20 protein-coding genes are annotated in these 25293 nt (G+C 59.7%); 9 read left to right on the plus strand and 11 right to left on the minus strand.

The annotated features are described in order from the left end of the window. Positions 1-76: 76 nt before the first annotated feature. The 5 genes from betC to ADS46_RS00885 all read right to left on the minus strand — a co-directional run bounded on the left by betC (position 77) and on the right by ADS46_RS00885 (position 7045). A complete protein-coding gene (betC, locus tag ADS46_RS00865) occupies positions 77-1591 on the minus strand; it encodes a choline-sulfatase (protein WP_066314964.1) in 1515 nt (504 codons plus the stop codon). 347 nt (positions 1592-1938) lie between these two features. Continuing rightward, the gene (preA, locus tag ADS46_RS00870; RefSeq protein WP_066314966.1) at positions 1939-3273 is read right to left on the minus strand and encodes an NAD-dependent dihydropyrimidine dehydrogenase subunit PreA; all 1335 of its coding nucleotides are present in this window, start codon (positions 3271-3273) and stop codon (positions 1939-1941) included. Next, complete coding sequence (locus ADS46_RS00875; protein WP_066314967.1) at positions 3270-4649, minus strand: NAD(P)-dependent oxidoreductase; 1380 nt, start codon at positions 4647-4649, stop codon at positions 3270-3272. The genes preA and ADS46_RS00875 overlap by 4 nt, the downstream gene beginning before the upstream one ends. Before the next feature lie 58 nt (positions 4650-4707). Next, a complete protein-coding gene (hydA, locus tag ADS46_RS00880) occupies positions 4708-6147 on the minus strand; it encodes a dihydropyrimidinase (protein ID WP_066314972.1) in 1440 nt (479 codons plus the stop codon). A gap of 31 nt (positions 6148-6178) precedes the next feature. Beyond that, positions 6179-7045, minus strand: a complete 867-nt coding sequence (locus ADS46_RS00885; RefSeq protein ID WP_066314974.1) for a nitrilase-related carbon-nitrogen hydrolase — start codon at positions 7043-7045, stop codon at positions 6179-6181. 541 nt (positions 7046-7586) lie between these two features. On the opposite strand from ADS46_RS00885, the gene ADS46_RS00890 reads away from it, so the two are divergent. Continuing rightward, positions 7587-9107: an NCS1 family nucleobase:cation symporter-1 gene (locus tag ADS46_RS00890; protein WP_066314977.1), complete on the plus strand. Its 1521-nt coding sequence runs from the start codon at positions 7587-7589 to the stop codon at positions 9105-9107. Positions 9108-9149: 42 nt separating this feature from the next. Here ADS46_RS00890 and ADS46_RS00895 read toward each other — a convergent pair whose 3' ends face one another. Further along, on the minus strand, positions 9150-10073 hold the full coding sequence (locus tag ADS46_RS00895; protein ID WP_066314979.1) for a LysR family transcriptional regulator: 924 nt from the start codon (positions 10071-10073) through the stop codon (positions 9150-9152). A 160-nt stretch (positions 10074-10233) separates the two neighbouring features. Here ADS46_RS00895 and ADS46_RS00900 point away from each other — a divergent pair, with 160 nt between their 5' ends. After that, positions 10234-12927: an EAL domain-containing protein gene (locus tag ADS46_RS00900; protein WP_066314980.1), complete on the plus strand. Its 2694-nt coding sequence runs from the start codon at positions 10234-10236 to the stop codon at positions 12925-12927. On the opposite strand, the gene ADS46_RS00905 is transcribed toward ADS46_RS00900, so the two are convergent. The 5 genes from ADS46_RS00905 to ADS46_RS00925 are packed head-to-tail and all read right to left on the minus strand — an operon-like array spanning position 12916 to position 17648. Further along, complete coding sequence (locus ADS46_RS00905) at positions 12916-13938, minus strand: CobW family GTP-binding protein (RefSeq protein WP_066314985.1); 1023 nt, start codon at positions 13936-13938, stop codon at positions 12916-12918. The genes ADS46_RS00900 and ADS46_RS00905 overlap by 12 nt on opposite strands. 2 nt (positions 13939-13940) lie before the next feature. After that, entirely contained in the window at positions 13941-14933 is a 993-nt protein-coding gene (moaA, locus tag ADS46_RS00910; RefSeq protein WP_066314986.1) for a GTP 3',8-cyclase MoaA, read from the minus strand. Further along, positions 14930-16177: a gephyrin-like molybdotransferase Glp gene (glp, locus tag ADS46_RS00915; protein ID WP_066314987.1), complete on the minus strand. Its 1248-nt coding sequence runs from the start codon at positions 16175-16177 to the stop codon at positions 14930-14932. Before glp ends, moaA begins: the two co-directional genes overlap by 4 nt. Further along, positions 16174-16791, minus strand: coding sequence for a molybdenum cofactor guanylyltransferase MobA (gene mobA / locus ADS46_RS00920; RefSeq protein WP_066314988.1), 618 nt, complete (start codon positions 16789-16791; stop codon positions 16174-16176). The genes glp and mobA overlap by 4 nt, the downstream gene beginning before the upstream one ends. Further along, positions 16788-17648, minus strand: coding sequence for a formate dehydrogenase accessory sulfurtransferase FdhD (locus tag ADS46_RS00925; protein ID WP_066314995.1), 861 nt, complete (start codon positions 17646-17648; stop codon positions 16788-16790). The genes mobA and ADS46_RS00925 overlap by 4 nt, the downstream gene beginning before the upstream one ends. A 109-nt stretch (positions 17649-17757) precedes the next feature. Here ADS46_RS00925 and ADS46_RS00930 point away from each other — a divergent pair, with 109 nt between their 5' ends. The 7 genes from ADS46_RS00930 to fdh3B all read left to right on the plus strand — a co-directional run bounded on the left by ADS46_RS00930 (position 17758) and on the right by fdh3B (position 25292). After that, positions 17758-18198 (plus strand): DUF3305 domain-containing protein, encoded by a 441-nt coding sequence (locus ADS46_RS00930; protein WP_066315001.1) that lies wholly within the window; start codon positions 17758-17760, stop codon positions 18196-18198. After that, the gene (locus tag ADS46_RS00935; protein ID WP_066315003.1) at positions 18195-18812 is read left to right on the plus strand and encodes a DUF3306 domain-containing protein; all 618 of its coding nucleotides are present in this window, start codon (positions 18195-18197) and stop codon (positions 18810-18812) included. Before ADS46_RS00930 ends, ADS46_RS00935 begins: the two co-directional genes overlap by 4 nt. A 248-nt stretch (positions 18813-19060) precedes the next feature. Beyond that, positions 19061-20815 (plus strand): 4Fe-4S dicluster domain-containing protein, encoded by a 1755-nt coding sequence (locus ADS46_RS00940; RefSeq protein WP_066315005.1) that lies wholly within the window; start codon positions 19061-19063, stop codon positions 20813-20815. A 3-nt stretch (positions 20816-20818) separates the two neighbouring features. Continuing rightward, complete coding sequence (locus tag ADS46_RS00945) at positions 20819-21433, plus strand: TorD/DmsD family molecular chaperone (RefSeq protein WP_066315007.1); 615 nt, start codon at positions 20819-20821, stop codon at positions 21431-21433. Between the two features lie 98 nt (positions 21434-21531). Next, positions 21532-21732: a twin-arginine translocation signal domain-containing protein gene (locus tag ADS46_RS00950; RefSeq protein ID WP_082925923.1), complete on the plus strand. Its 201-nt coding sequence runs from the start codon at positions 21532-21534 to the stop codon at positions 21730-21732. Between the two features lie 24 nt (positions 21733-21756). After that, entirely contained in the window at positions 21757-24612 is a 2856-nt protein-coding gene (locus ADS46_RS00955) for a formate dehydrogenase subunit alpha (protein ID WP_066315012.1), read from the plus strand. Between the two features lie 65 nt (positions 24613-24677). Continuing rightward, positions 24678-25292, plus strand: a complete 615-nt coding sequence (gene fdh3B / locus ADS46_RS00960; protein ID WP_066315014.1) for a formate dehydrogenase FDH3 subunit beta — start codon at positions 24678-24680, stop codon at positions 25290-25292. The last annotated feature ends 1 nt before the right edge of the window (position 25293 follow it).

The raw sequence follows: 25293 nt of genomic DNA on the forward strand, positions 1-25293 counted from the left end.
ACGCCCGCACCTGTGACAGGTACGGGCGTTGGCGTTGCTTGTCGATTCGGCTCAGACGCGGTAATTCGCCATGGTCTTACTCGCCACGAGGATAGCGCTGGGCTTCTTCGACTTCGTTTAGATCCATGTGGTTACGCATGTAACGCTCGGAAGCGTCCTGAAGCGGCTGATAGTCCCACGGGTAGTAGTGGCCATTGCGCAGGGCCTCGTAGACGATCAGGCGCTGCGCCTGGGAAGCGCGCACGTCGGCATCGAAGGCTTTCAAATCCCAGCGCTTGTGCACCTTGGCTTGATAGTCGGCCAGTATCTCGGCGTAGTCGGGATGTGCTGCCAGGTTGTGTTGCTCCAGCGGGTCGGCCTCAAGGTCGAATAGCTGCGGTGGATCGATCTCGCAATAGTTGAACTTCCATTTGCCCTCCCGGATGGTCACGATGGGCGAGTAGCTGGCCTCGGCGGCGTATTCCATGTATACCGGCGCGTCGCGCTTCTCGCCTCGGGTCAAGGGCAGCAGCGACTGGCCATCGGTGTAGGGCGCGATTGAGGAGAGATCGATGCCGACCAGGTCGGCGATGGTGGTGTTGATATCGATGATTGATACCGGGTCCTCGACATTGCGCGGTTCGATCCCCGGTGCAGACAGCATCAGCGGTACCCGAGACGAGCCTTCATAGGGGCTCATCTTGAACCACAGGCCCTTTTCGCCAAGCATATCGCCGTGGTCGGCGCAGACCACGATAATTGTGTTGTCGAGCATACGGGTTCGCTCGAGCACGTCGAGAACGCCGCCGATCTTGTCATCGATATAGGAAATGTTGGCGAAATAGCCCTGGCGAGCATTGCGCACGTCCTGGGGCTGGATATTGAACTTGGTGTAATCGTTGGCCTCGAAAATCCGCTGGGAATGCGGATCCAGGTCATCGAAAGGGACGGGCCCTTGCTGCGGCTCAAGATACTCGCAGTCATTATATAAATCCCAGTATTGGCGACGCGCCACATACGGATCGTGCGGGTGGGTAAAGCTGACGCACAGCGCCCAGGGACGCTCGTCGTGACCGCGCGACAGGTCGTACAGCTTCTGCTCGGCGTGGAACGCGACTTCGTCGTCGTATTCCATCTGGTTGGAAATTTCAGCAATGCCAGCCCCTGTCACCGACCCCAGGTTGTGGTACCACCAGTCGATACGCTCACCCGGCCTGGTGTAGTCAGGTGTCCAGCCGAAATCAGCCGGGTAGACATCGGTGGTCAGGCGTTTCTCGAAGCCGTGGAGCTGGTCGGGGCCGACGAAGTGCATCTTCCCCGACAAGCAGGTGGAATACCCGGCGCGGCGCAAATGGTGCGCCCAGGTCGGCACGCTTGAGGGAAACTCCGCCGCGTTGTCGTATACGCCAGTGCGGCTCGGCAACTGGCTCGACATGAAGGCGGCCCGCCCCGGTGCACACAGATAGCTTGGCGTATAGGCATTGTTGAAGTTGACCGAGCGCTTGGCCAGTTTCTTGAGGTTGGGCGCATGCAAAAAGTCGGCGGGGCCATCCTTAAAGAGTGTGCCGTTGAGCTGGTCGGCCATTAGCACCAATACATTGGGTTTTGTCATATGGGAATCTCCCTGGCGAGTATGGTTGGCGTTCGAAGCGGCGTATAAGCGCGACTTCTATCCCCGTACAATGACGTGCCCGAAGGCGGTAAACCAACGATTTATTCGCCCCCTGAGCCCTAACTCACATAGGTCTCTGGCAGAATCGATGATTCAGTGATCGTATCTGTTACCGTCATTAATGTATCAAGGCGTACTGAATTGGTCAGTCAAGCGAGGAGGTTCACGCTCATCGACGTTCGGGGATTGGGCCGTTCAATCAGGCCGAGGCCCATATGGATGAGGTGACGCAGCAAAACGCCACCGCCCTCACTGAGTGGGGGCGGTGGCGTTTTATAGGGCGTTAATCAAGAAGCCGCGCGGAAGGGGTTGCGCGGGTCATCATCCCAGGCCAGGAAAGGCTTGCCGGTTTCCTGCGGGACCATGGTGATGCAGTTCTCCACCGGGCAGGTGATCTGGCACAGGTTGCAGCCCACGCACTCTTCCTCGATCACCTCATAGCGCCGCGAACCGTCCTGCTCGGTCAGCTTGGCAATCGATTGGTGGGAGGTATCCTCGCAGGCGATATAGCACCGGCCGCACTCGATACACAGGTCCTGGTCGATCTTGGCGATGGTCTTGAAGTTGATATCCAGGTGTTTCCAGTCGGTGGTCTGGGGAATCGCCTTGCGCGAGAACGCCTCGACCGAGTCGTAGCCTTTTTCCGCCATCCATCGGGAAAGCCCGTCTTTCATCTCCTCCACAATGCGAAAGCCGTTGAGCATCGCCGCGGTACACACCTGTACGCTGCCCGCCCCCAGGGCAATAAACTCTGCTGCATCCCGCCAGGTGGAAATGCCGCCAATGCCGGAAATCGGTAGCGTTGGTGTTTCCGGGTCGCGGGCGATTTCCGCCACCATGTTCATCGCGATGGGTTTGACGGCGCTGCCGCAGTAGCCGCCGTGGGTGCTCTGGTGGCCGACCGTGGGCTTGGCGACCATATTGTCCAGATCGATGCTGGTGATCGAGTTGATGGTGTTGATCAGTGATACCGCATCGGCACCGCCGCGTAGCGCCGCCTGGGCGCCCACGCGAATATCGGTGATATTGGGCGTCAGCTTGACGATCACCGGCTTGGAGTAGTGCTTTTTGCACCAGTAGGTGACTTTCTCGATCAGGTCCGGGTTCTGGCCTACCGCTGCGCCCATGCCGCGCTCCGGCATGCCGTGGGGGCAGCCCAGATTGAGCTCGATGCCGTCGGCGCCGGTGGCTTCCACTAGTGGCAGAATATAGGCCCAGGCCTCTTCATTGCAGGGCACCATGATGGAGACGATCAGCGCGCGGTCGGGCCAGTCCTTCTTCACCTGGGTGATTTCTTTAAGATTGATTTCCAGCGAACGGTCGGTAATCAGCTCGATGTTGTTAAAGCCGATTACCTCGCCGTTCTTGCCGTAGTGGGCCGAATAGCGCGACGAAACGTTCACCGCGGGCGGCTCTTCGCCAAGGGTTTTCCACACCACGCCGCCCCAGCCTGCCTGATAGGCGCGCACTACGTTGTAGGCCTTGTCGGTGGGTGGGGCGGACGCCAGCCAGAACGGGTTGGGGGCTTTGATGCCGGCGAAATTGACCGATAGATCAACGCCGTTGACCACGCTGGCGCCGCTGTCGTGCTTGCCCGGGGGAGTAAAATTGAGGGTGTTCATGCGGCCTCCTGCTTGGCGACAAGCGCCTGATGAATGGCGTGGGCGGCAAGCTTGCCGTGCTGCACGGCCTGAACGGTGAGGTCCTGGCCGGGTTTTACACAGTCACCACCGGCATAAACGTTAGGCAGCGAGGTGCGCAGCATGTCATCCACCTGGATACGCTCGCCGTCGCGGGCGAGTTCGGCGGCGGTGGCGTCGCGAAGGCTTGCCCCTTCAAAGCCCTGACCAATCGCCTTGAAGATGGCGTCGGCGGCAATCTCGAAGGTGTCGCCGGTCGCCGTCAATTGCCCTGCTTGTTCCCGGGTCTTGGCAAAGCGCATGCCGACCACCCGGCCTTGGCTGTCCAGCAGAATGTCGTCGGGCTGCGCCCAGGTGATCATGCGCACGCCGTTGGCTTTGGCGATCTCCTGCTCGTGGTCGGTGGCGGACATCGCCTCGACGCCGCGACGGTAGACCAGCGTCACCTCGGTGGCGCCCAGGCGAGCCATCTGGGTCGCCATGTCGATGGCGGTATTGCCTGCGCCAATCACGATGCAGCGTTTGGCGACCGCGAGGCTGCCCAGATCATCGGTTTGGCGCAGGGTCTTGATGTAGTCCACGGCGGGCATCAGCCCCGGTGCTTCATCGCCGGTTAGCCCCAGGGCGCGGCTGGTGCCCAGGCCCAGGCCGAGAAATACGCTGTCGTACTGCTGATGCAGGGCGGCCAGTTCCAGGTTGTCGCCTAATCGCTTCCCGTACTGGATATCGATACCGCCGATCTCGAGCAGAAACTCGACTTCCTTACGGGCGAAATCATCGGTCATCTTGTAACGGGCGATGCCGTATTCGTTCAGCCCGCCAGGCTTTTGTTCGGCCTCGAAGATGGTCACCCGATGGCCGAGCATCGCCAGCCGGTGCGCGCAGGAGAGCCCAGCGGGGCCTGCGCCCACGACGGCGATATGCCTACCGGTAGTGGCCGCCCGCTTGAACGGGTGGCCGTCGAACTGCATATGGTCGGTGGCGTGGCGCTGCAATAGGCCGATCAGCACCGGCTGGCACTCGGCATCGTGGTTGCGCACGCAACTGCGCTCGCAAAGGATTTCGGTAGGGCACACCCGGGCGCAGCTGCCACCCAGGATGTTGGCTTCCAGGATGGTTTCTGCCGCGCCGTTGATGTTGTCTTCGCTGATCTGGCGAATAAAGCTTGGGATGTCGATCTCCGACGGGCAGGCCTCCACGCAGGGCGCATCGAAGCAGTAGAGACAGCGCTGACTTTCGATCATCGCCTGGCGATGGGTCAGCGGCGGGTGTAGATCGCTAAAGTTAGTTGCCAGCGTATCCGGGTCGTAGGTGCCGACCTCTTTTGCGCTGGGTAGATGGTTCAGTGGGCTAGTCACGGTAGAGCCTCCGCTGTTGTTATGGGCACAGCTGTTGGTCTTGGTCGTTCTTTATTGATCAGCGCTTGACCGCCATCGGTGCGTTCAGCTCGGCACGTTTGGCCAGCAGCTCAAACATGCCGGGGTAGGCGGGGCGCTCCAGATACCGGCCTGCGCCGCGCTCGGCGCGCAGGTCGCCGTCACGCCATACCCATTTACCCTGGCTGATGGTATGGCGGGGGATGCCGCGCACCGTCTTGCCCTCGAAGATATTGAAGTCGACGTTCTGGTGGTGGGTCTTGGCGGAAATAGTCCGCGTGCCGTTGGGGTCCCACACCACGATGTCGGCATCGGCGCCCACCTGAATGGCGCCCTTGCGGGGGTAGAGGTTGAAGATTTTGGCGGTGTTGGTCGACGTCAGGGCGACAAATTCCTGGGGCGACAGCTTGCCGGTGTTGACGCCTTCGTCCCACAGCACGGCCAGGCGGTCCTCGACCCCCGCAGTGCCGTTGGGAATCTTGGTGAAGTCATCCTTGCCCGCGGCTTTCTGATCGGCACAGAAACAGCAGTGGTCGGTGGCGGTGGTTTGCAGATTGCCCGACTGCAGGCCGTGCCAGAGGGCTTCCTGATGGCCCTTGGGGCGGAAGGGCGGGCTCATTACATGCGCCGCGGCACGGCCCCAGTCGGTATCCTGGTAGACGCTGTCGTCGATCATGAGATGACCGGCCAAGCATTCGCCATAAACCTGGTGACCCTGGTCGCGGGCGTAGGCAATTTCGTCCACCGCATCCTTGGTGGATACGTGAACCAGATAGATCGGCGCGCCCAAGGTGCTGGCAATGCGGATCGCCCGGCTGGCGGCTTCGCCTTCGACCTGGGGCGGGCGCGAAAGCGGGTGGGCTTCCGGCCCGGTAAGGCCTTGGGCGAGCAGTTTCTGCTGCATGTGGTAGACCAGCTCGCCGTTTTCGGCATGCACTGTGGGTACCGCACCCAGCTCCAGGCAGCGCGAGAAGCTTTCCACCAGGATATCGTCGGTGGCCATGATGGCGCCCTTGTAGGCCATGAAATGCTTGAAGCTGTTCACGCCGTGTTCATGCACCAGGGTGCCCATTTCTTCCCGCACGCTATCGTCCCACCAGGTGATCGCCACGTGGAAGGCAAAGTCGGTGGCGGCTTTTTCCGCCCAGCCCTGCCAGGTCTCGAAGGCTTCCAATAGCGACTGGCCCGGCTGGGGGATCACGAAATCGATGATGGACGTGGTGCCGCCCGCCAGCGCGGCCGCGGTGCCGGTGTAGAAGTCTTCGCTGGCCACGGTGCCCATGAACGGCAGCTGCATGTGGGTATGCGGGTCAATGCCGCCGGGCATCACCAGCTGGTCGCTGGCATCAACCACCTCGCAATCAGCGGGAACGTCTAGATTGGTGCCAATGGCGTGGATTTTGCCGTCCACACACAGCACATCGGCGCGGTAAGTGTCGGTGTTAGTGACGACGGTGCCGCCCTTGATCAATAGGCTCATTGTTCGCTCCTTTGCTTGTCAGGTGGCCGGGCTACTCGCCGTCGGTCAGACGGGTGTAGGTTTCCGGGCGGCGGTCACGGAAGAACTGCCAGTTGTTGCGCACCTCGCGCACCATGTCCAAATCGATCTCGTGGACCAGCAGTTCGTCTTCTGTTTCGCTGGCCTGGGCCTCGATCTTGCCGCGCGGGTTGACGATATAGCTGGAGCCGTAAAAGTCGCCGATATTCCACGGTGCTTCGGTACCGACCCGGTTAATGGCGGCGATAAAGCAGCCGTTGGCGGCGGCCGAGGCGGGCTGCTCCAACTCCCACAGGTACTGGGAAAGCCCGGCGACGGTGGCAGAGGGATTGAAGATCACCTCGGCCCCGTTGAGGGCGAGTGCCCGCCAGCCTTCCGGGAAGTGACGGTCATAGCAGATGTAAACGCCGATCTTGCCAAAGGCGGTGTCGAACACCGGCCAGTTGGATTTACCCGGCTTGAAGAAGAATTTTTCCCAGAACCCGGCCACCTGCGGAATATGGGTCTTGTGGTACTTGCCCAGGTAGCTGCCGTCGGCGTCGAACACGGCCGCCGTGTTGTAGTAAACGCCGGTCTCGGTCTCCTCAAAGACCGGGACGATGATCACCATGCGGTGCTTGGCGGCCAGTTTCTGCATCATCTGGCAGGTGGGGCCTTCCGGCACCCGCTCGGCGGCGGCGTACCACTTGGTGTCCTGACTGGGACAGAAGTAGGGCTGGTTGAACACTTCCTGGAAGCACAATACCTGCACGCCCTGCTCGGCGGCTTGCTCGACCAGCGGCAGGTGAGCCTCGTTCATGGCGTCACGAATCGCCGCCGGTTCCAGGTCGGTACTGGTTTTTAGCCCCATTTGAATCAGGCCGATTTTCATCTTCTGCATCAGACACTCCCTCTTATTAGCGTTAGGCCACAGCATTAGTTTTGTTTGATGTTCTGTTTTTAACGGGTAACTTTCAAAGCTGACCAATGCGACAGCTTTTAAGAAAGTATCGTCAGGTTATGCGTTTTAGCAAGTCAGTCGATGGTTTTTTTAAGATGCTTTTTAACTCATTGAGTTAATTTGATTTTTTTATTTTAGCTTGGCGCATTCCCTAATCTGGTGAGGGTGTGCACTGTTTTGGGTTTTTTATTTAATGGTTTTTAATCAGTAAGTTAACGTTTTTTATTGAAAATAAAGACAGGTTTTTATGTTTAAAGTTGGTGCAAATATTTTTTTTGATCTAGCCTTTTTGAGTCCGCCGGGTATTCGGTGACTCAGAAGTCGGAAAGATGACGAAAACAATAAAATTCTTGTCCTGGAAGACAGTTTTTTGATCAATAAGTTAAGTGCCTAGGGCGGCTTAGTCGGCACGCTTATTGCTTTAAATAACCTCAGACCGTGAGGGTTTTCTGGGAAGCAGGATGACACTGAGGAGAGACCAATGACGAAAACAACCTCTCAAATGGTAGATCGAGACGGGCTGATTGAGCTGGACGTGGGGGACGACGTTCGTTCCAGTTCGCGTTTCAATGAGGACATTGCACCCACGCAAGCAAGCGAGCGAACCTGGTCAAAATGGAATATCGCCGCGCTTTGGGTGGGGATGGCGATTTGCGTACCCACCTACACGCTTGGGGGCGTGTTAACGGCCTACTTCGGCTTGAGCGTTGGCGAGGCGCTGTTCGCGATATTACTCGCCAATGTGATTGTCTTGATTCCGCTGACGCTCAACGCCTTTCCGGGGACGAAATTCGGGATTCCTTTCCCCGTAGTCCTGCGCTCCTCGTTCGGGATCTTTGGCTCCAACGTACCGTGTCTGGTGCGCGCCCTGGTCGGATGCGGGTGGTTTGGTATCCAGACCATGTTTGGCGGGTTGGCCATTCATCTTTTGCTCTCGGAACTGATACCGGCCTGGGCGGCGCTGGGGGGCGTCGGTGAGGTCATCGGTTTCTTCGTGTTTGGCGCGATGAACCTGTACGTAGTGATTCGTGGTGCGGAATCGATCAAGTGGCTGGAAACGCTGGCTGCTCCTTTGCTGCTGGCGGTGGGTATCGGCTTGATGGTGTGGGCGTGGCCGCACACGTCGATGACCGAGCTGCTGGCGCAGCCGCCATCGCGTCCTGAAGGGGCGTCGGTGTATGGCTACTTCTTTGCCGGGTTAACGGCCATGGTGGGCTTCTGGGCCACGCTGTCGCTGAATATTCCTGACTTCAGCCGCTTTGCCAAAAGCCAGAAAGACCAGATTGCCGGGCAGGTGATTGGCCTGCCGCTGACGATGTTTTTCTTTGCCTCACTGGGCGTGGTGATGACCGCTGCCTCCGAGACGCTTGTCGGTCAAACCGTGGCCGACCCGGTGCGGTTGATCGGCTTTATCGATAATCCATTTTGGGTCGTGTTGGCGATGCTGCTGATTATTATTGCCACGATTTCTACCAATACGGCTTCCAATATTGTCTCGCCGACCAATGATTTCCAGAATATTGCGCCTAAGTTTATTGACCAGACGCGTGGCGTACTGATGACCGGCGCGGTGGGTGTGTTGCTGATGGGTTACGACCTGTTGCAAAAAGCGGGCATCATTCCCCCGGGGGTATCGCTTGAACAGATGTACTCCAACTGGCTGCTGGGGTATTCCAGCCTGCTGGGCCCGATCGCCGGTATCATGGCCGTGGATTACTTCCTGATTAAAAAGCAGCGTCTGGATGTGCCCAGCCTGTATATGGACAGCCATGCGTATCCGGCTGTCAATGTTGCCGGTTTTATCGCCTTTGGCGTGCCCGTGGCGCTGACACTGATTTCGCTGACCACCGGCACGATGTACTGGTTCTATGACTACGGCTGGTTTACGGGCTCGGCGCTTGGCGCGATCGTTTACTATGTCGCCAGTCAGGTGCTTTCCTCCGCACCGTCAGTGGGGCCGTCGCCGGTGACGGACACGGAGCCTGCCGAGCAACTACCCTAGTCGCGCGACACGCACTTTACCAAAATGCCTCACAACACCCGGCTAGATGCCGGGTGTTGGCGTTTGTGGCGTATCGATGAAGTTTAAAAAGGCGTCAACGACCCGATTGGGTCGGCGGTCGCGGCGGGCAATGAGCACGAAGGGGATACGGTAGTGCTGGCTTGTGCTGTTCAGGGCGCGCATTTTGCCTGCCGAGACCCATTGATCCGCGACGTGCTCGGGAAGAAAGCCAATAAAACGCCCGGTGAGAATCAAAAATGCCGCGCCCTCACGGTCAGATGCGGAGGCGCGCAGATTGAGGGCATCGTGGGCCTGGCGTGCCTCAACGGGCAGCGGATAGCGGGGCGATATGGCGGGATGGTACGCAAGCTCGGCCAGCGTGAGGTGATCGCTTGCCTTATCGAACAACGGGTGCCCCACCGAGCAGTACAGGAAGGAAGGTTCATCGTAGAGATGCTGAGTATCTAGGCTGGTGGGCAGATTGACCGCGGGCACGACCCCGACATGCAGGTGGCCATCCATCACGCTGCGAATCACCGCATCCGATGGCTCCATGTGTATGTTCAGCGTGACATCATGCTCCGGGGCGCTGAGTCTGGCCAATGCATGGGTGACATGCATGGCGGGTAGCGTCACCAGGTTGTCGGTAATGCCGATATTCAGCTCCCCCCTGATGGTGTGATGCAGCGCGTTGACATCGCTTTTGAAGGTTTCCAGCGCGGAAAGCAGCGTCATGCCTGCCTGATAAATCTCTTTGCCTTCCTCGGTCAGGCTGAACCCGCCACGCCCACGCTGGCACAGCGAAAAGCCCAGTCGTCCTTCCAGGTCGTTCATGTGCTGGCTGATTGCCGACCGGCTGATGCCCAGCGTGGTCTCGGCCGCCGTAAAGCCTCCGCACTCCACCACCGTTTGAAAAACACGAATCAGGCGAATCTCATAGTCGCTCATTTGACCAAGTGCGGGCATATCAAGCTCTCATGGCGGGCAATCAGTTGATTTAATGATAGAGGAATTGAAAAAGGCCGATGTACTTTTCAAAAATAGTTCTTCAATATCATCGACGTTTGAGCTTATGTTAGGACGGTTCTGTTTGTTTAGTGCCACTTTATGACAAGGCGCCCGCGCAATGCCACAACCTGTTACTCCGTTATCGGCCGATTTGGCGAAGAAGTATCGCCATCAGCGCCGTGGTGCTTTAACGATTTACGGGGTGGCGCTGTTGCTGCTCCTGAGTATCTTTGTGTGGATACTCTACGAACAGTATCGCCAGGAAATCCAGACCATTGAAACACGCAATGCAGCCAGAGCCGATGTGGTGGTCGAGTGGGCGAAAGGCGTTTTTGCGCAAAGCGGTCAGGCCCTTTTGAGCGTTGCCGAACTGGTGCAACTCGAGGGCATGCCGACGCAGGGTGAGTATTCTGCGATTCAACAGGCATTACGCAACCGAACACGCTCTGTCGACTGGGTCGATGATATTGGTGTTATCGATGCTGAAGGTATTGTTCGGGCCAGCGCACTTAGCGCTGACTCAATAGGGCGCGACCTTAGCAACAGCTCGTTTTTTAAAGCGTTTCGTGACACGGAAGATCGCAACGAGCTGGTGACGCCGCTTTATTCGACCTCTCACGACGAGCGCTACTATCTTTATCAGGCTCGTCGCTTGACCCGTGATAACGGCGAATTTAATGGCATCGCGGTCGCGCGTATTTCCCCTGCGGTTTTTGAACGCGCCTTGCAGCGTCTAGGCGTGTCCAGCGGCGAAAGTATTGCGCTGGTAGATGGTGAACTCAAGCTGATTGCCCGTTTACCTATTCTTGAGGACCCCATTACCGCTGGATGGCAGGTGGACAGTCCCGAGACCCTGGCGATGCTTGAACGGGATGTCGATAAGTGGTCGTTACGTGTGACCTCACCGCTGGACCAGCGCGAGCGGCTGTTTCAGATGCAGTGGATAGAAGAACTGCCGCTGCTCGTGGTCGTGGGCGAGGACGTCCAGCTTCAATTGGCCAACTGGCGACAGCGTGCCGGGATACTGGCAGGGGTGATGCTGCTGATTGCGCTGCTGGGCGCCTGGGGAGTGCGTCACTACCTTAACCGGCTGCGCTTTGAGCATCGGTTACACCAAAGTGAAGCGGAGCTGCGTATCTCCGCCACGGCCTTCCAGACCCATCTAGGCATGTTGATTGCCGATGCAAACGGCCATGTTTTGAAAGTCAACGATACCTTTACGCGGATCACCGGCTATAGCGAAGCCGAGCTGGTGGGTAAAAGCACGCGGATGTTGAACTCTGGCCGACATGATAGTGCTTTCTACCGCAAATTATGGCAGCGGGTTCAGATGGCCGGGAGTTGGGAAGGAGAAATCTGGAGTCGGCGCAAGAATGGCGATGTATTTCCCGAATGGCTGACCATCAGTGCCGTTTACGACCCGCAAGGCGCTCTGACCCATTACGTGGCCACCATGAGCGACATTAGCGAGAGTAAAGCGGCAGAGCAGGAAATTCACCAACTGGCGTTTTACGACCCATTGACTGGGCTTGCCAATCGGCGACTGTTCATGGATCGCATGGAAGCGGCTTTAAAGGACGTGAATCGTCATGCTCGCTGGGGAGCCTTGCTGTTTATCGATATCGATAACTTCAAGCAAATCAACGATAGCCTGGGCCACTACGTTGGGGATCAATTGCTGCAGCATCTCGCCCGTTTAATGGGGCAAATGCTGCGTGAAACGGACACCCTGGCGCGGCTGGGGAGCGATGAATTTGCCGTGCTGATCGAAGGTATGAGTAAAAGCCGGGAGCACACTGCTGAACTTGCTGAAAATATCGCGCAGAAGCTTCAAGACTTGATTCGACTGCCGGTGATGATCCAGGGCGAGAGCCTTAACGTCACGGCAAGTATCGGGATTACGGTCGTCAACGATCACACCAGCTCAGTCGATGATTACTTGCAGCAGGCGGACATGGCGCTTTTCCAGGCCAAAAGCAGTGGTCGCTGCGCCTTGAGCTTTTTTGACCCTACCATGCAAGCCGAGTTGCTGGCACGGGTTCGCCTGGAAAACGAACTGAGCCAGGCGTTGGCGAATGAGGAATGGCGGCTGCATTATCAGCCTCAAGTTGACCAGGAGGGCCGCTGCATAGGGGTCGAAGGTCTGCTGCGTTGGCAGCATCCCGAACGCGGATTGGTCATGCCTGGCGAGTTTATTCCCCTGCTCGAATCGACCGAGCTGATCAACCCGGTAGGTGATTGGGTGCTGGAGGCTGCCTGTCAGCAATTGGCACAATGGGCCCACAAACCTGGGTTTGCCGAGTTGAGCGTGGCGGTCAACGTCAGCCCGCTGCAGTTCCGGCAGGTCGATTTCGTCAACAAGGTGGAGTCGATATTGCAGCGCACAAGCGCGCCCAGTCACAGGCTGAAACTGGAAGTGACGGAGTCGCTCTTTGTCGAAGAGCGCGATGATGCCCGTGAGAAAATGCGGCAACTCAAGCAGCAGGGCGTGCGTTTTTCGCTGGATGACTATGGTACCGGTTACTCATCGCTGGCCTATTTGGCGCACCTGCCTCTGGATCAGCTAAAAATCGATCAATCCTTTGTTCAGCAGGTGATCGACAGCAAGGCGAATGCCGCCATCGTGGAGAGCACCATTGCGCTGGCACAAAGTCTGTCGCTGGAGATCGTGGCCGAAGGCGTCGAGAGCAATGCCCAGCAGGCGTGGCTTTTGGCCCATGGCTGCCAAACTTACCAAGGGTTCCTGTACGGGCAGCCCATGCCTCTGGACGACCTTGAGGCTTGGCTGAGACATGAGTCCTTAGCTTTTTAAGGTGTCGGCGAGCGCCGCTTTGAGTGCCTCAGCGCTGGGCATATGAGGAGAGGATGATTCGGGGGCAATGATTTCCAGGCGTGAGTCCTGACGCCAGGTGGATGGCGTAACGCTTAGCGTGCCATCAGCTCGGTTGAGCTGTCGCCAGCCATCCTGGGTGTGAAACACGCCCTTGATCCGCACGTCCCGGGAAAGCTCACTGAGATAGGCGGCCAGGCGGTCCAGGTCAAAGCAGTCACTCGGGTGCCAGCGCAAGCCGATACTTGTGTAACCCAGCGATGCACCGGTTTCACATTGCGGTGTGCCGGGAGCAGGCGGGAAGTCGAAAAAGCCGCCTTCGAGACTGGGAGTGGCGGACAGTGGTTGGTGAGCCGCAGGCGTTTCAAGCGCGTCGCGTTGAGCGCTGCCGCTTTCCAGCAGGCGCGCCAGCGGCAGCCGACCATGATCAACCTCATGGACCCACTTGCGCGGTGGCCAGCGGTCGGCAACGAAGGCGCGGGCCGCACTGAGCTGTTCGGCGGTGCTTTGGTCGCACATGGTCAGGGCAATGGCGTCGGCAATCTCGAGCTGGTCGCGGAAGGTTTCGTGGGCGACCACGCGGGGTTCATCCAGGCGACGCGGGTCAAGCGTCGTCACAATATCGCGTACGTCGACGACACCCTGAAATGCCTCGCTGCGCAGCAGATCCACCAACCCTGCCGGATGGCCAAGCCCTGAGGGCTCGATGATCACCCGGTCGGGTTGGCTGCGAGCCAGTAGGTTGACCAGAGCCGCCTGCATCACGAACGCTAGCTGACAGCACAGACAGCCACCCGGCAAGCCTTTGACCACTACATCGTCACGGGTTTCGAACATTGCCTGGTCAATGCCGATCTGACCAAACTCGTTGACCAGGATCGCCCACTTTTCATCCACAGGCTTCTGCTCGATCAGGCTGTGGATAAGCGTTGTTTTGCCGCTGCCCAGAAAGCCGGTGATGATATGCACCGGCACATTGGCTAACCCTGACACCGTTAGCCACCGGTCATGTTCATGAAGCGCACCACCTGCACGTCGCCGTCGGTGGTGAAGTGATGGCGCTCGGGCTTGAGCGGCAGGGCATTGATGATGGCGTTCTTGAGGGCCTGCATATCACCCGGGTGACGACGCAATACCGCACGCAGATCCACCGAATGCTCGTTGCCCAGGCACAGCAGCAGGCGTCCTTCGACGGTGACGCGGACGCGGTTGCAGGTCTCGCAGAAGTTATGGCTGTGCGGCGAGATAAAGCCGATACGGCTGTTACTGTCGGCCATGCGGAAATAGCGTGACGGGCCGGGCGTGGTTTCCGGAGTGGCGATCAGCGGGTAGCGGGTTTCGATCAACGCCTGTACATCGTCGCTCGAGTAGAAGGTTTCCGCGCGGGAGTGGTCGGAGACGTCGCCCAGCGGCATTTCCTCGATAAAGCTGATATCCAGCCCTTCGCGGCGGGCAAAGTCGACCAGATCCAGCACTTCATCTTCATTGCGGCCCTTGAGGATGACCGCGTTGAGCTTGATGCGCTCGAAGCCGGCTTCCTTGGCGGCGTGGATACCATCGATCACCTTGTCCAGGTCGCCGGTGCGGGTGAGCTGCTTGAAACGTTCCGGGTCCAGCGAATCCAGGCTGATATTGAGGCGCCGCATGCCTCCCGCATAAAGCTGCTTGGCATGCTTGCGCAGGCTGGCGCCGTTGGTGGTCATGGTGAAGTCGTTGAGCCCGGGCATCGTGCCGATCTCATCCACCAGTTGGGTGATGTCACGGCGTACCAGGGGTTCGCCGCCGGTGAGGCGGATTTTCTCGACGCCGAGCTCGGTAAAGGCGCGGGCGACCATGGCCAACTCTTCCAGCGTCAGTACCTGCGCGCGGGGCAGAAAGGTCATCTCCTCGCTCATGCAGTAAACGCAGCGGAAGTCGCAGCGGTCGGTTACCGATATACGCACATAGTTGATGCGGCGGCCAAAGTTGTCGATCAGTTGCTCGGTCATAGCCAGTCCGTTAGTGGTTGTATGCTGACGACCTCACCTGGTTGCGCGCCGTCCTGGTCATCGGCTAACTCTATCAAACAGTTAGCGGCCACCATTGAGGTTAAAATGCCCGACCCCTGGGCACCGGTGCTGCGAACGTGTAGCCGTCCTTCGTTATCATTATGGTAGACGCCACGGAGAAAGTCTGTCCGTTGAAAGCGACTTTTCAGTGTGTCGTCGGCAACCGCCTGGAGTCGGCGCGGTGGCGTCACCGGCCGACCATGAAGCCGCTGCAGCAACGGCACCACGAACTGCAGGAAGGTTACCATGACGGCCACGGGATTGCCGGGCAGGCCGACGAAAGGCGTACGCGCCGCGCCCAGCCAGCCGCAGGCCATGGGGCGCCCCGGGCGCAGGGCCACCCGCCAGAACGCCAGCCGCCCAAGGTGCTCGAGGGCATCACGGGTAAAATCGGCATGGCCCACCGAAACGCCGCCGCTGGAAATCACCAGGTCACTTTTCGCCGCGGCGTCTGCCAGGGTTTCCGTCAGCGCGGTAAAGTCGTCCGGCAAGATGCCAAGGTCAATGACCTCAGCGCCCTGTTCGATGAGCAGCCCCGTCAGGGTAAAGCGGTTGGCGTCATAAATACCGTCGCCAGGCAGCGGGTCGCCAGGGGCCGTGACTTCATTGCCGGTCGAGAAAATCGCCACCCTGGGGCGCTGATAAACAGGTACTCGTGCCCACCCCAGAGAGGCGACCAGCCCGAGTGCCGCGGCGTCTAGACGAGTGCCAGCGGGCAGCGCGACGTCGCCGATCGTGATGTCCTCTCCCGCCTGGCGCACGTTCTGGCCACGTTTGACACGCTCGGGCGCTTCAATCACTACGCTGTCGTGATGCTCGACCAGCTGTTCACGCATGATGACCGTATCGGTGCCGGGCGGCAGCGGTGCGCCGGTCGTAATGCGCACACACTGCCCGGCAGCGACGTTGCCCGCAAACGCCTGCCCGGCAAAGGCATCGCCCGCCAGTGCCCAGTGGGTTTGAATGCTGTTTTCCCAGGCCAGGGCCACACCGTCCATCGCCGCATTGGTATTCTGCGGTACATTGATCGTGGCGGTAATGTTTTCCGCAAGGCGCCGACCATGGGCATTCGCGAGGGCGACGCACTCACTGCCCAGGGGCCGTTCGATCAGGGTGGCAAGCGCTGTTCGCGCCTCGCTCACACTGAGCATCTGCTCGCCGAGCTCGAAACAGGACAGCGTCATGTGGCGGCCTTTTTCGCGCTGGCGTCATTGCCAAGCGCTGTTTCCAGGCGAATTTTCTCTTCTTCGGTGTTGAGGTTGGCAAAGGCGTCCGGGCAGTCAGACATATCGACCCTGCACCAGGCATGGCGGGCATACCAACGGTCGATCTTGCGTTCCCCATCGGCCAGTGTTGTTGCCAGATCCTCTGCCAGGGAGGTGCGAATCAAGGCCACCACGGGGTGCAGGCGTTCACCGTCAAAGGCAACGCCGATATCATGCTCGCCGATGCCCGCCACCATGCGTGCCACCAGGTCGTTGGGCAGCGCAGGGGAGTCGCAGGGCGCCACCAGCAACCAGGGCGTTTTCGCCGCCCGTAAGCCACTGTAGATACCCATCAGCGGCCCCTTGAAACCGCCTTCGGCGTCTTCAATGACACGGTCAGCGAACAACTCGTAGGCGTCGCTGTTGCGGTTGGCGTTGATCAGCAGTTCGGCTACCCGGCCATCGAAACGCTGAATGACATGAGCAATCAACGGCAGGCCAGCAAAGGGTTCGAGGCCTTTATCGCGGCCGCCCATGCGGCGGCCTTCACCGCCGGCGAGAACCATGCCGGTAAGTTGCTTGGTCGAAATCATTGGCGTGCCTCCTGTTTGGCTGCACGGGCGCGGGGCGGGCGTGCGGGGATGGCATCCAGCGTGAGGCGGTGCTGGGCATTAATGGCTTGAAAGTGCTTGCCTTTGGCGCGGGCAATCAGCATCACGCCAAAGCGTTCCGCCAACTCGACGCCTTTTTGGGTCACACCGGAGCGGGAGACCAGCACGCTGATGCCCATCTGGGCGACCTTAAGCACCATTTCAGAGGTGAGTCGCCCCGTGGTATAGAAAATATCCGCATTGGTGCTGTCTGCCTGTTGCAGCCACTGGCGGCCCGCCAGGGTATCCACGGCGTTGTGGCGGCCCACATCTTCCACGAAATCCAGTACGTCGCTTTGCCAGCACAGCGCGCAGCCGTGCACCGCCCCGGCGCTACGGTAGGTTTCATTATAGGCATTGAGATTTTGCAGCAACTGGTAGAGCGTGGACTGGGCCAGCCGCGTGTCAGGCAGCTCGGTCAGGTCGGTCTGGTCGAGGAGCTTGCCGAATACCGTTCCCTGCCCGCAACCGGTGGTGACGGTACGGGTGCTGAGGCGAGCCTCAAGGTCCTCAGGCAAGTGGCCGGTGACGACCACGGCGGCTTCAACCTCCCATTCCACCTGAACGACGGAAAGATCAGCCGCGGCGCGCAGCAGCCCCTGATTACGCAGGTAACCCACCACCAGTGCTTCCGGGTCGTCGCCAAGAGTCATCAGCGTGACAATCTCACGCTTGTTGAGATAAACGGTCAAGGCCCGCTCGGCGGCAATGGCCTGTCGGCGGGTATCACCAAATTCGTCTACCACGTCAATCTCGGTGGTGGCCGGTAAGCGGGCTCGGCTTAGCTCCAGGGCGGGCATCCGTGATCCTCATGGTGCATACAAGGTTTGAGTTGACGATGATGGCGCTCGAAAGGCTTACTTGTCTACCTGAACCTTTCGTTCCGAATAAAGCATAAGGGCCGCCGTAATGACCGATAACCTCCGCCCACTGAGTATTACGCTGGTCGCCGAGCACAAGCAGATCAACCGTTTCAGCCAGACACAATGGCGTATCGGTGAGCTGACGCTGGGTGAGCAGGGCCCGCACGTGCTGTTCTTGCAGCTGTTCATGACCGAGCGCGCTGCCTATCGCTTCAACCTGACGGCCGCAACGCCACGGCTGTTCGTGCGCGCCGGATTTACCGGGCAGGCCCCCGAGCCCGCGGCGATTACGGCGAGTCAGGATGTCGCCGCCGGTTGGATGGACGGTGAGCAGCAGGTGCTGGAAGTGGCGATGCCGATGGCGATCCAGATATGGATCGAAAGCTATCTGGCCCGCCACGGCGAAGCGCCGATGGAAATCCGCAAGAAGAAACACAAGGGGGCCGGGCGCGCCAAAGAAACGCCCACCCAGGAGAAACCGCAATGAGTCGTTTAGAGCGCTGGTCGCGTATCAAGCGGGGGCTCGAGCCGGACGAGCAACCATCCGCTGCAGACCCCGAGTCGAAAGACCCTATCGAGTCACCGCTGCCGCCGGATGAAACGGACCCGGCCAACGGGGCTGGAGCGGCGGACAATCATGAGGCAGACGCTACTGAAGCCAGCGACCCCGTGCGGCCTGCACCGCCCCCGCCCGGTAGCCTGGATGAAACCTTGCCCGACCCCGAGACGCTGGAAGCGGGCAGTGATTTCAGTGGCTACATGGTGCCCGGCGTCAGTTCGGCGCTGCGGCGGCGGGCGTTAAAGCGCCTTTGGGCGACCGGTAACTACAATGTGCGCGATGGTCTGGATGACTACGATCTGGACTATCGCCAGCAGTTGAAACCCATGGCCTCGGAGCTGGCGGGCAAGTTGCGGCGGTGGGCCAAGAAAGCCGATGAATCCCTGGCCGACAATGCCAACGATACCCAGAGTGAGCAAGCATCAACAGACGGCGATTCGGAGCAGGTATCTTCCGCTGATAGCGATGCGCCCAATCCGCCTGGTTCTGAGAAGGAAGTGGCACAAGACGACCAGTCTGATAACTCTCATACGAAAGCATGAGTCGGATTTTAATCCTTTTAAAACAAAGGTTTGGTCTAATATCGGAACAACAGCGTTGAAAGTGCAAGGTGCGTTTTTCTTGGCATGAATGACCAAACCGCCATAAGCTGAACCAATAAGCAGCAAAATGAAAAAATGATTTTATCGCTGTGTACTAATGTTATGCATTGGTGCAGCCGATATGACAAGATAGTTAAAAAATATGATCCATCAATATAATAAAAATGATCCTCTGACCGTGAGAATGCATGAATCAAAGAATCCAGCTGGCGTCCCTGGACGACCAGCGTAACGCCGAAGCCAGAGAAGCGGTACGCCAACGCATCTCCTGGCCGGCGAACCTGACGCCCGCCAATGTGACCTATCACAGCCGTGGTCATGCGTTGGTGATTGGCTCGAGCGACGCCGCCGAGAAAGCCGCCCATGCCTTGAAGGGCAGCGGGCTCGCTTCGTTGACCCTGCTGACCCTCAGTACCGCCGCCGACTCCGCTGAATCCCAAGAGGCCGCTTCTGAGGACGTGCTGTCGTCTGACGCAGCGCCACAGGGGCATGCCCAGCCGCTTGTCCGCTATGAAATGTCACCAGGGCAGGCCGAGGTGTTAAGCATTTCAGGCTACCTTGGCGCTTTTGCTGTCCAGTTTGATAATGGCGGCAGCCCGCTTAACCTGGCCCGGGCATTGATCGATCGCGATTACTTCGATCTGGTGCTGGACCTGAGTGCTCGCCCGGTACTGGCGCGCGAGCTGCCACCCCCGGGCTATGTCACCCTCGACTGGACGGATGCCGAGCGGCGCCGCGAGGCGCTGGACAGCGTCGGCGAGCTGATCGGGGAATTCGACAAGCCGCGTTATTTCCAGGTCAACAGTGATCTCTGCGCCCACTCTTCCAGCGGTAACACCGGCTGTACCCGCTGCCTGGACGTGTGTCCCGCCGATGCCATCAGCAGCCATCAGGGGCGCATCGAATCGCAGATCGAGATCGACCCCTATCTGTGTCAGGGCGTCGGCAGCTGCACCAGCGCCTGCCCCACCGGCGCCATTGAATTTCGCCTGCCCGATACACGTCGCCAGCAGGACACGCTCTCAAGCTGGCTGGCCGCCTACCGCGATGCGGGCGGCCAGGCGCCTGTGCTGCGCTTTATCACCCTCGACTCCCAGGACGCCGAAAAAGCGGCGGGCATAGTACCCGCCGGGCACGTGCTGGATATTCCCCTGGAAGAACTCGGGGCAGCCGGTCATGACCAGTGGCTGACGGCCCTGGCCAGCGGCGCGGCGGAAGTGCGCATTCAGGCGCATCCCGACATGCCTGCCCGCCTGAGCGCCTTTTTGGCTGATCAGGTGAACCAGGCTCAGACACTGCTGACCGCCCTGGGGCACGACCCTGCCCGCGTGCAGTTGCTGGCCGTTGGCGATGCCCAGGCGCGCGATGCGTTGCCCACGCTGACCCCGTTGACCGACCAGCCGCTGACGCTGAACGAGCCCAATAAGCGCGCTCGCCTGAACATCGTGCTGGCGCGCCTGGGCGAACTTGGCGAGCCTAGCGGCCAGCGCCACGCCATGCCAGAGGGTGCCGCCTACGGTGGCATTCAGGTCGACAGTGATGCCTGCACGCTGTGTCACGCCTGCGTCAGCAGCTGCCCGACACCGGCGCTTTCCTCCGGGGGCAAGGTGCCTTCGCTGAACTTCCGCGAAGCGGATTGCGTGCAGTGCGGGCTTTGCGAGCAGGCCTGCCCGGAAGATGCCATTACCCTGACCCCTGGCTTTCTGGCCACGGCCGAGCGTGAGACTCGCCATGTGTGCCACGAAGAAGCGCCGTTTGAGTGTATCGGCTGCGGCAAACCCTTTGCCACGGCCAGCACGGTGGCCAATATCAAGGCCAAGCTGGCTGATCATCCCTATTTTGCAGGCGACGCCATGCTGCGCCTGGAGATGTGCGAAGACTGCCGGGTGAAAGACGTATGGAAAACCATGATTCGTGATCCCGACGCCCAGTTGAAGGTATAAGCCATGACGCAAGCAGCCCCGACATTAAGCGAAGCCGATGCGTTACGCGCGGATATCTACCGGCTTATCGCTGCGCTACTGCGCGAAGCGCCCACCGAAGAGCTGCTTGGCTGGCTGGCGTCGCTCGATATCGAGCAGGACGGCAGCCGCCTGGCCGAGTGCTGGCATGGGCTCAGTCAAGCGGCGAACAGCGCTGACGCCGCGGGCCTGAAGCGAGCGCACTTCGGTCATCTGGTTGGCGTGATTCAGGGCGATGTGGTGCCCTATGCCTCCTGGTACCGCAACGGCGAGCTCATGGAAGCGGCCCTGGTTGAACTGCGCCGAGATCTTGGTGCGCTGGGTTTCGAGCGCAACGAACACATCCGCGACCCGGAAGATCACTTAGCCGCGCTATGCGAAGTGATGGCCATGCTGGTCGACATGACCAGCGCCGACCAAGCGCACTTTTTCATGCACCACCTTGCCCCTTGGGCAAGCGACTGTTTTGACGACTTAGGGCAAGTCGATACCGCTTTTTATGCAGCGCTCGGGCACTTGGGCAGCGCTTTCATGACAAGCGAAGAGGATCGTCTGGCCATCGAGGCGAGCCATGCCCCAGTAACTATTATGGAACCTTGACGTGACGCGCTAATGCGTTGATTCGCCCACCGGTGAGCGCGCAGCAGCCATAGCATAAGATAAAACGGCCAAAGGCCATGGCAAGAGAGGAGAGCACCATGCAACAGTCACATAATCCTGAGCGCCGCCGGTTCATGAAAACCGTCGGTCTGGGAACAGCCGCTGCAGGCGCGGCCGCCGCGGTCGGACACGTCACCCTGGCGCAAGCCGAAAGCGCTCCCAGCGACGTTGAAAAACCAACAACCAATTATCGTGAGACCGATCACGTCCGTGCTTTTTACGCGTCCCTGCGTGACTGACGGCGGAATGCCAGGAGAATTGCCATGCGTTTAACTCGCAAAACAGACACTCCCAAAGCACCCGGCCTGGGGATTTCGCGCCGCCAGTTTATTCAGCGCAGTGGTGCGGCGACAGGCGGTGTTGCCGCGCTGGGCTTTATGGGCGCGCCCATGATGCGCCGTGCGGAATCGGCGGACAAAACGCCGGTGCTCGACTCCCCCGTGGAAACCAAGCGCACGATCTGCTCGCACTGTTCGGTGGGCTGTGGCGTGTATGCCGAAGTGCAGGAGGGGATCTGGACCAAACAGGAACCGGCCTTTGACCACCCCATCAACCGCGGTGCTCACTGTGCCAAAGGCGCTTCGCTACGCCAGCACGGCCATTCCAGTCGCCGTTTGAAGTACCCCATGAAGCTGGTGGGCGGCGAATGGGAGCGCATGAGCTGGGAAGATGCCGTCAACGAGATTGGCGACAAGCTGCTTGAGCTGCGTGAAGAGCACGGCCCGGATAGCGTTTACTGGCTGGGGTCGGCCAAGTTCAACAACGAGCAGGCCTACCTGATGCGCAAGCTGGCGTCGATGTGGGGCACCAACAACACCGACCACCAGGCGCGTATCTGTCACTCCACCACCGTGGCCGGGGTAGCCAATACCTGGGGCTATGGGGCGATGACCAACTCGCTCAACGATACCCATAACAGTAAAGCGATTCTGTTCATTGGGTCGAACCCCTCCGAAGCGCACCCGGTGGCGATGCAGCACTTCCTGATTGCCAAGGAGCGTAACAACTGCCAGATCATTGTGGCCGACCCGCGCTTCACGCGTACGGCCGCCAAGGCCAATAAATACGTGCGGCTGCGCCCGGGTTCGGACGTGGCCTACGTCTGGGGCCTGCTGTGGCACATCTTTGAAAACGGCTGGGAAGACAGCGAGTACATCAACCAGCGCGTTTACGGCATGGACGATGTGCGCGCGGAAGTTGCCAACTTCCCGCCGAACGTCGTCGAAGACATCACCGGCGTCAGCGAACAGGACATGTTCGACGTTGCCAAGACCCTGTCCGAGAACCGTCCGGGGTGTGTTGTCTGGTGCATGGGCGGTACCCAGCACACCACGGGTAACAACAACACCCGCGCTTACTGCATTCTCGAGCTGGCGCTGGGCAACATCGGCGTGGCCGGGGGCGGTGCCAACATCCTGCGCGGTCACGACAACGTCCAGGGCGCTACCGACCTGGGGCTGGGTTCCGATTCGCTGCCCGGCTACTACGGCCTGGCGGAAGGAGCCTGGCAGCACTGGGCCAACGTCTGGAACGTTGACTATGAGTGGCTGAAAGGTCGCTTTGATGACACCGAGTATGCCGACGGCAAGCCCATGAACAGTGCCGGTATTACCGTATCACGCTGGGTTGACGGGGTACTGGAAGAAGACGAGAACATCTCCCAGCGTACGGCGCTCAAAGCCATGTTCTATTGGGGCCACGCGGTCAACTCCCAGACCCGCGGCGTCGAAATGCAGCAGGCGATGAAAAAGCTCGAAATGATGGTCATCGTCGACCCGTACCCGACCGTGGCGGCTGTCATGCATGACCGTACGGACGGCGTCTACCTGCTGCCGGCCGCGACCCAGTTCGAAACCACCGGCAGCGTGACGGCGACCAACCGTTCTCTGCAGTGGCGCGACAAGGTCATCGACCCGCTGTTCGAGTCCAAGCCCGACCACGAGATCATGTACCTGTTCGCCAAAAAACTCGGCTTTGGCGACGAGCTGGTCGCCAACTACGAAATGAACGGTGATGAGCCGCTGATCGAGGATATTCTCCGCGAAATTAACGCTGGCATGTGGACCGTCGGCTACACCGGTCAGAGCCCAGAGCGCCTCAAGGAACACCAGCAAAACTGGCACACCTTCAGCTTCGAGCATCTGCGTGCCGAAGGCGGCCCGGCGGACGGCGACTACTACGGTCTGCCCTGGCCCTGCTGGGGAACCGCCGAGTTCAAGCACCCGGGCTCGCCAAACCTCTACGATCCCAGCGTGCCGGTGATGGAAGGCGGTATGGGCTTCCGTGCCCGCTTTGGTATCGAGCGCGATGGCGTCAATCTTCTGGCCGAAGGCTCAGCGCCTGTTAACGGCGATATCGACGACGGCTATCCCGAGTTCACCGACCAGCTGCTGAAAGACCTTGGCTGGTGGAACGACCTAACCGACGCCGAGAAACAAGCGGCGGAAGGCAAGAACTGGAAGACCGATCTCTCCGGCGGTATTCAGCGTGTCGCCATCGAGCATGGCTGCGCTCCTTACGGTAACGCCAAGGCGCGGGCCGTGGTCTGGACCTTCCCGGACGCAGTGCCGAAGCACCGTGAGCCGCTTTACTCGACGCGCCGTGACCTGGTCGATAAATACCCGACCTGGGACGACTTTGACTCCATCATGCGCCTGCCGACCATGTACAAGAGCGTACAGGACGGTGCCCCCTCGGTGGATGACTATCCGATCATCCTCACCTCCGGGCGCCTGGTCGAATACGAAGGCGGCGGTGAAGAAACGCGCTCCATGTCGTGGCTGGCCGAGCTTCAGCAAGAGATGTTCGTGGAGATCAACCCAGCCGATGCCAATGATATCGGCATCAGCGACGGCGATGACGTGTGGGTCGAAGGGGCCGAAGGCGGCCGCGTGAAAGTCAAGGCGATGGTCACACCCCGTGTGGACCGCAAGGTCGCCTTCATGCCGTTCCACTTTGGCGGCATGTTCCAGGGCGAAAGCCTGGAAGGCATTTACCCCGAAGGTACTGCCCCCTACGTCATTGGCGAAGCGGCCAATACCGCGACCACTTATGGCTACGACCCGGTGACACTGATGCAAGAGACCAAGTGCACCATCTGCCGCATCGAGCGTGCCTGAGGCTCGCCCAGACCTGACAGCATCCACGGTGCCGGCGACATCCCGCACCGTATAAGGAGAACACCATGGCTCAAATGAAATTTATGTGTGACGCCGAGCGCTGCATCGAATGCAACGGCTGCGTGACCGCCTGTAAAAATGCCAATGATGTCGAATGGGGCATTCAGCGTCGGCGTGTCGTGACGCTGAATGACGGCGAAGCCGATGAAATGTCCATTTCGGTCGCCTGCATGCACTGTGACGATGCCCCCTGCATGGCGGTGTGTCCGACCGACTGTTTCTACAAGACCGACGACGGTATCGTGCTGCACGATAAAGACCTGTGTATCGGCTGTGGCTACTGCCTCTACGCCTGCCCGTTCGGCGCGCCGCAGTTCCCGCAGCAGGACGCTTTCGGCGAGCGCGGCAAGATGGACAAATGTACCTTCTGCGCGGGTGGCCCTGCCGAAACCAAGGAAGAGGAGTACGAGAAGTACGGCTCCAACCGCATCGCCGAAGGCAAGCTGCCGCTGTGTGCGGAAATGTGCTCCACCAAGGCGCTTCTGGCAGGCGACGCCCAGGACGTGGCGGATATTTTCCGTCAGCGCGTGGTGCATCGTGGCCACGAAGACGGTGCCTGGTCCAACAACCCCCAGGCCAGTGCCGACAACCTAGCCTATGATGCTGCCCGTAAAGGGTAAG

This window comes from Halomonas sp. G11 (assembly GCF_001663515.1).
In the GTDB taxonomy this organism is placed as follows: Bacteria; Pseudomonadota; Gammaproteobacteria; order Pseudomonadales; family Halomonadaceae; genus Vreelandella.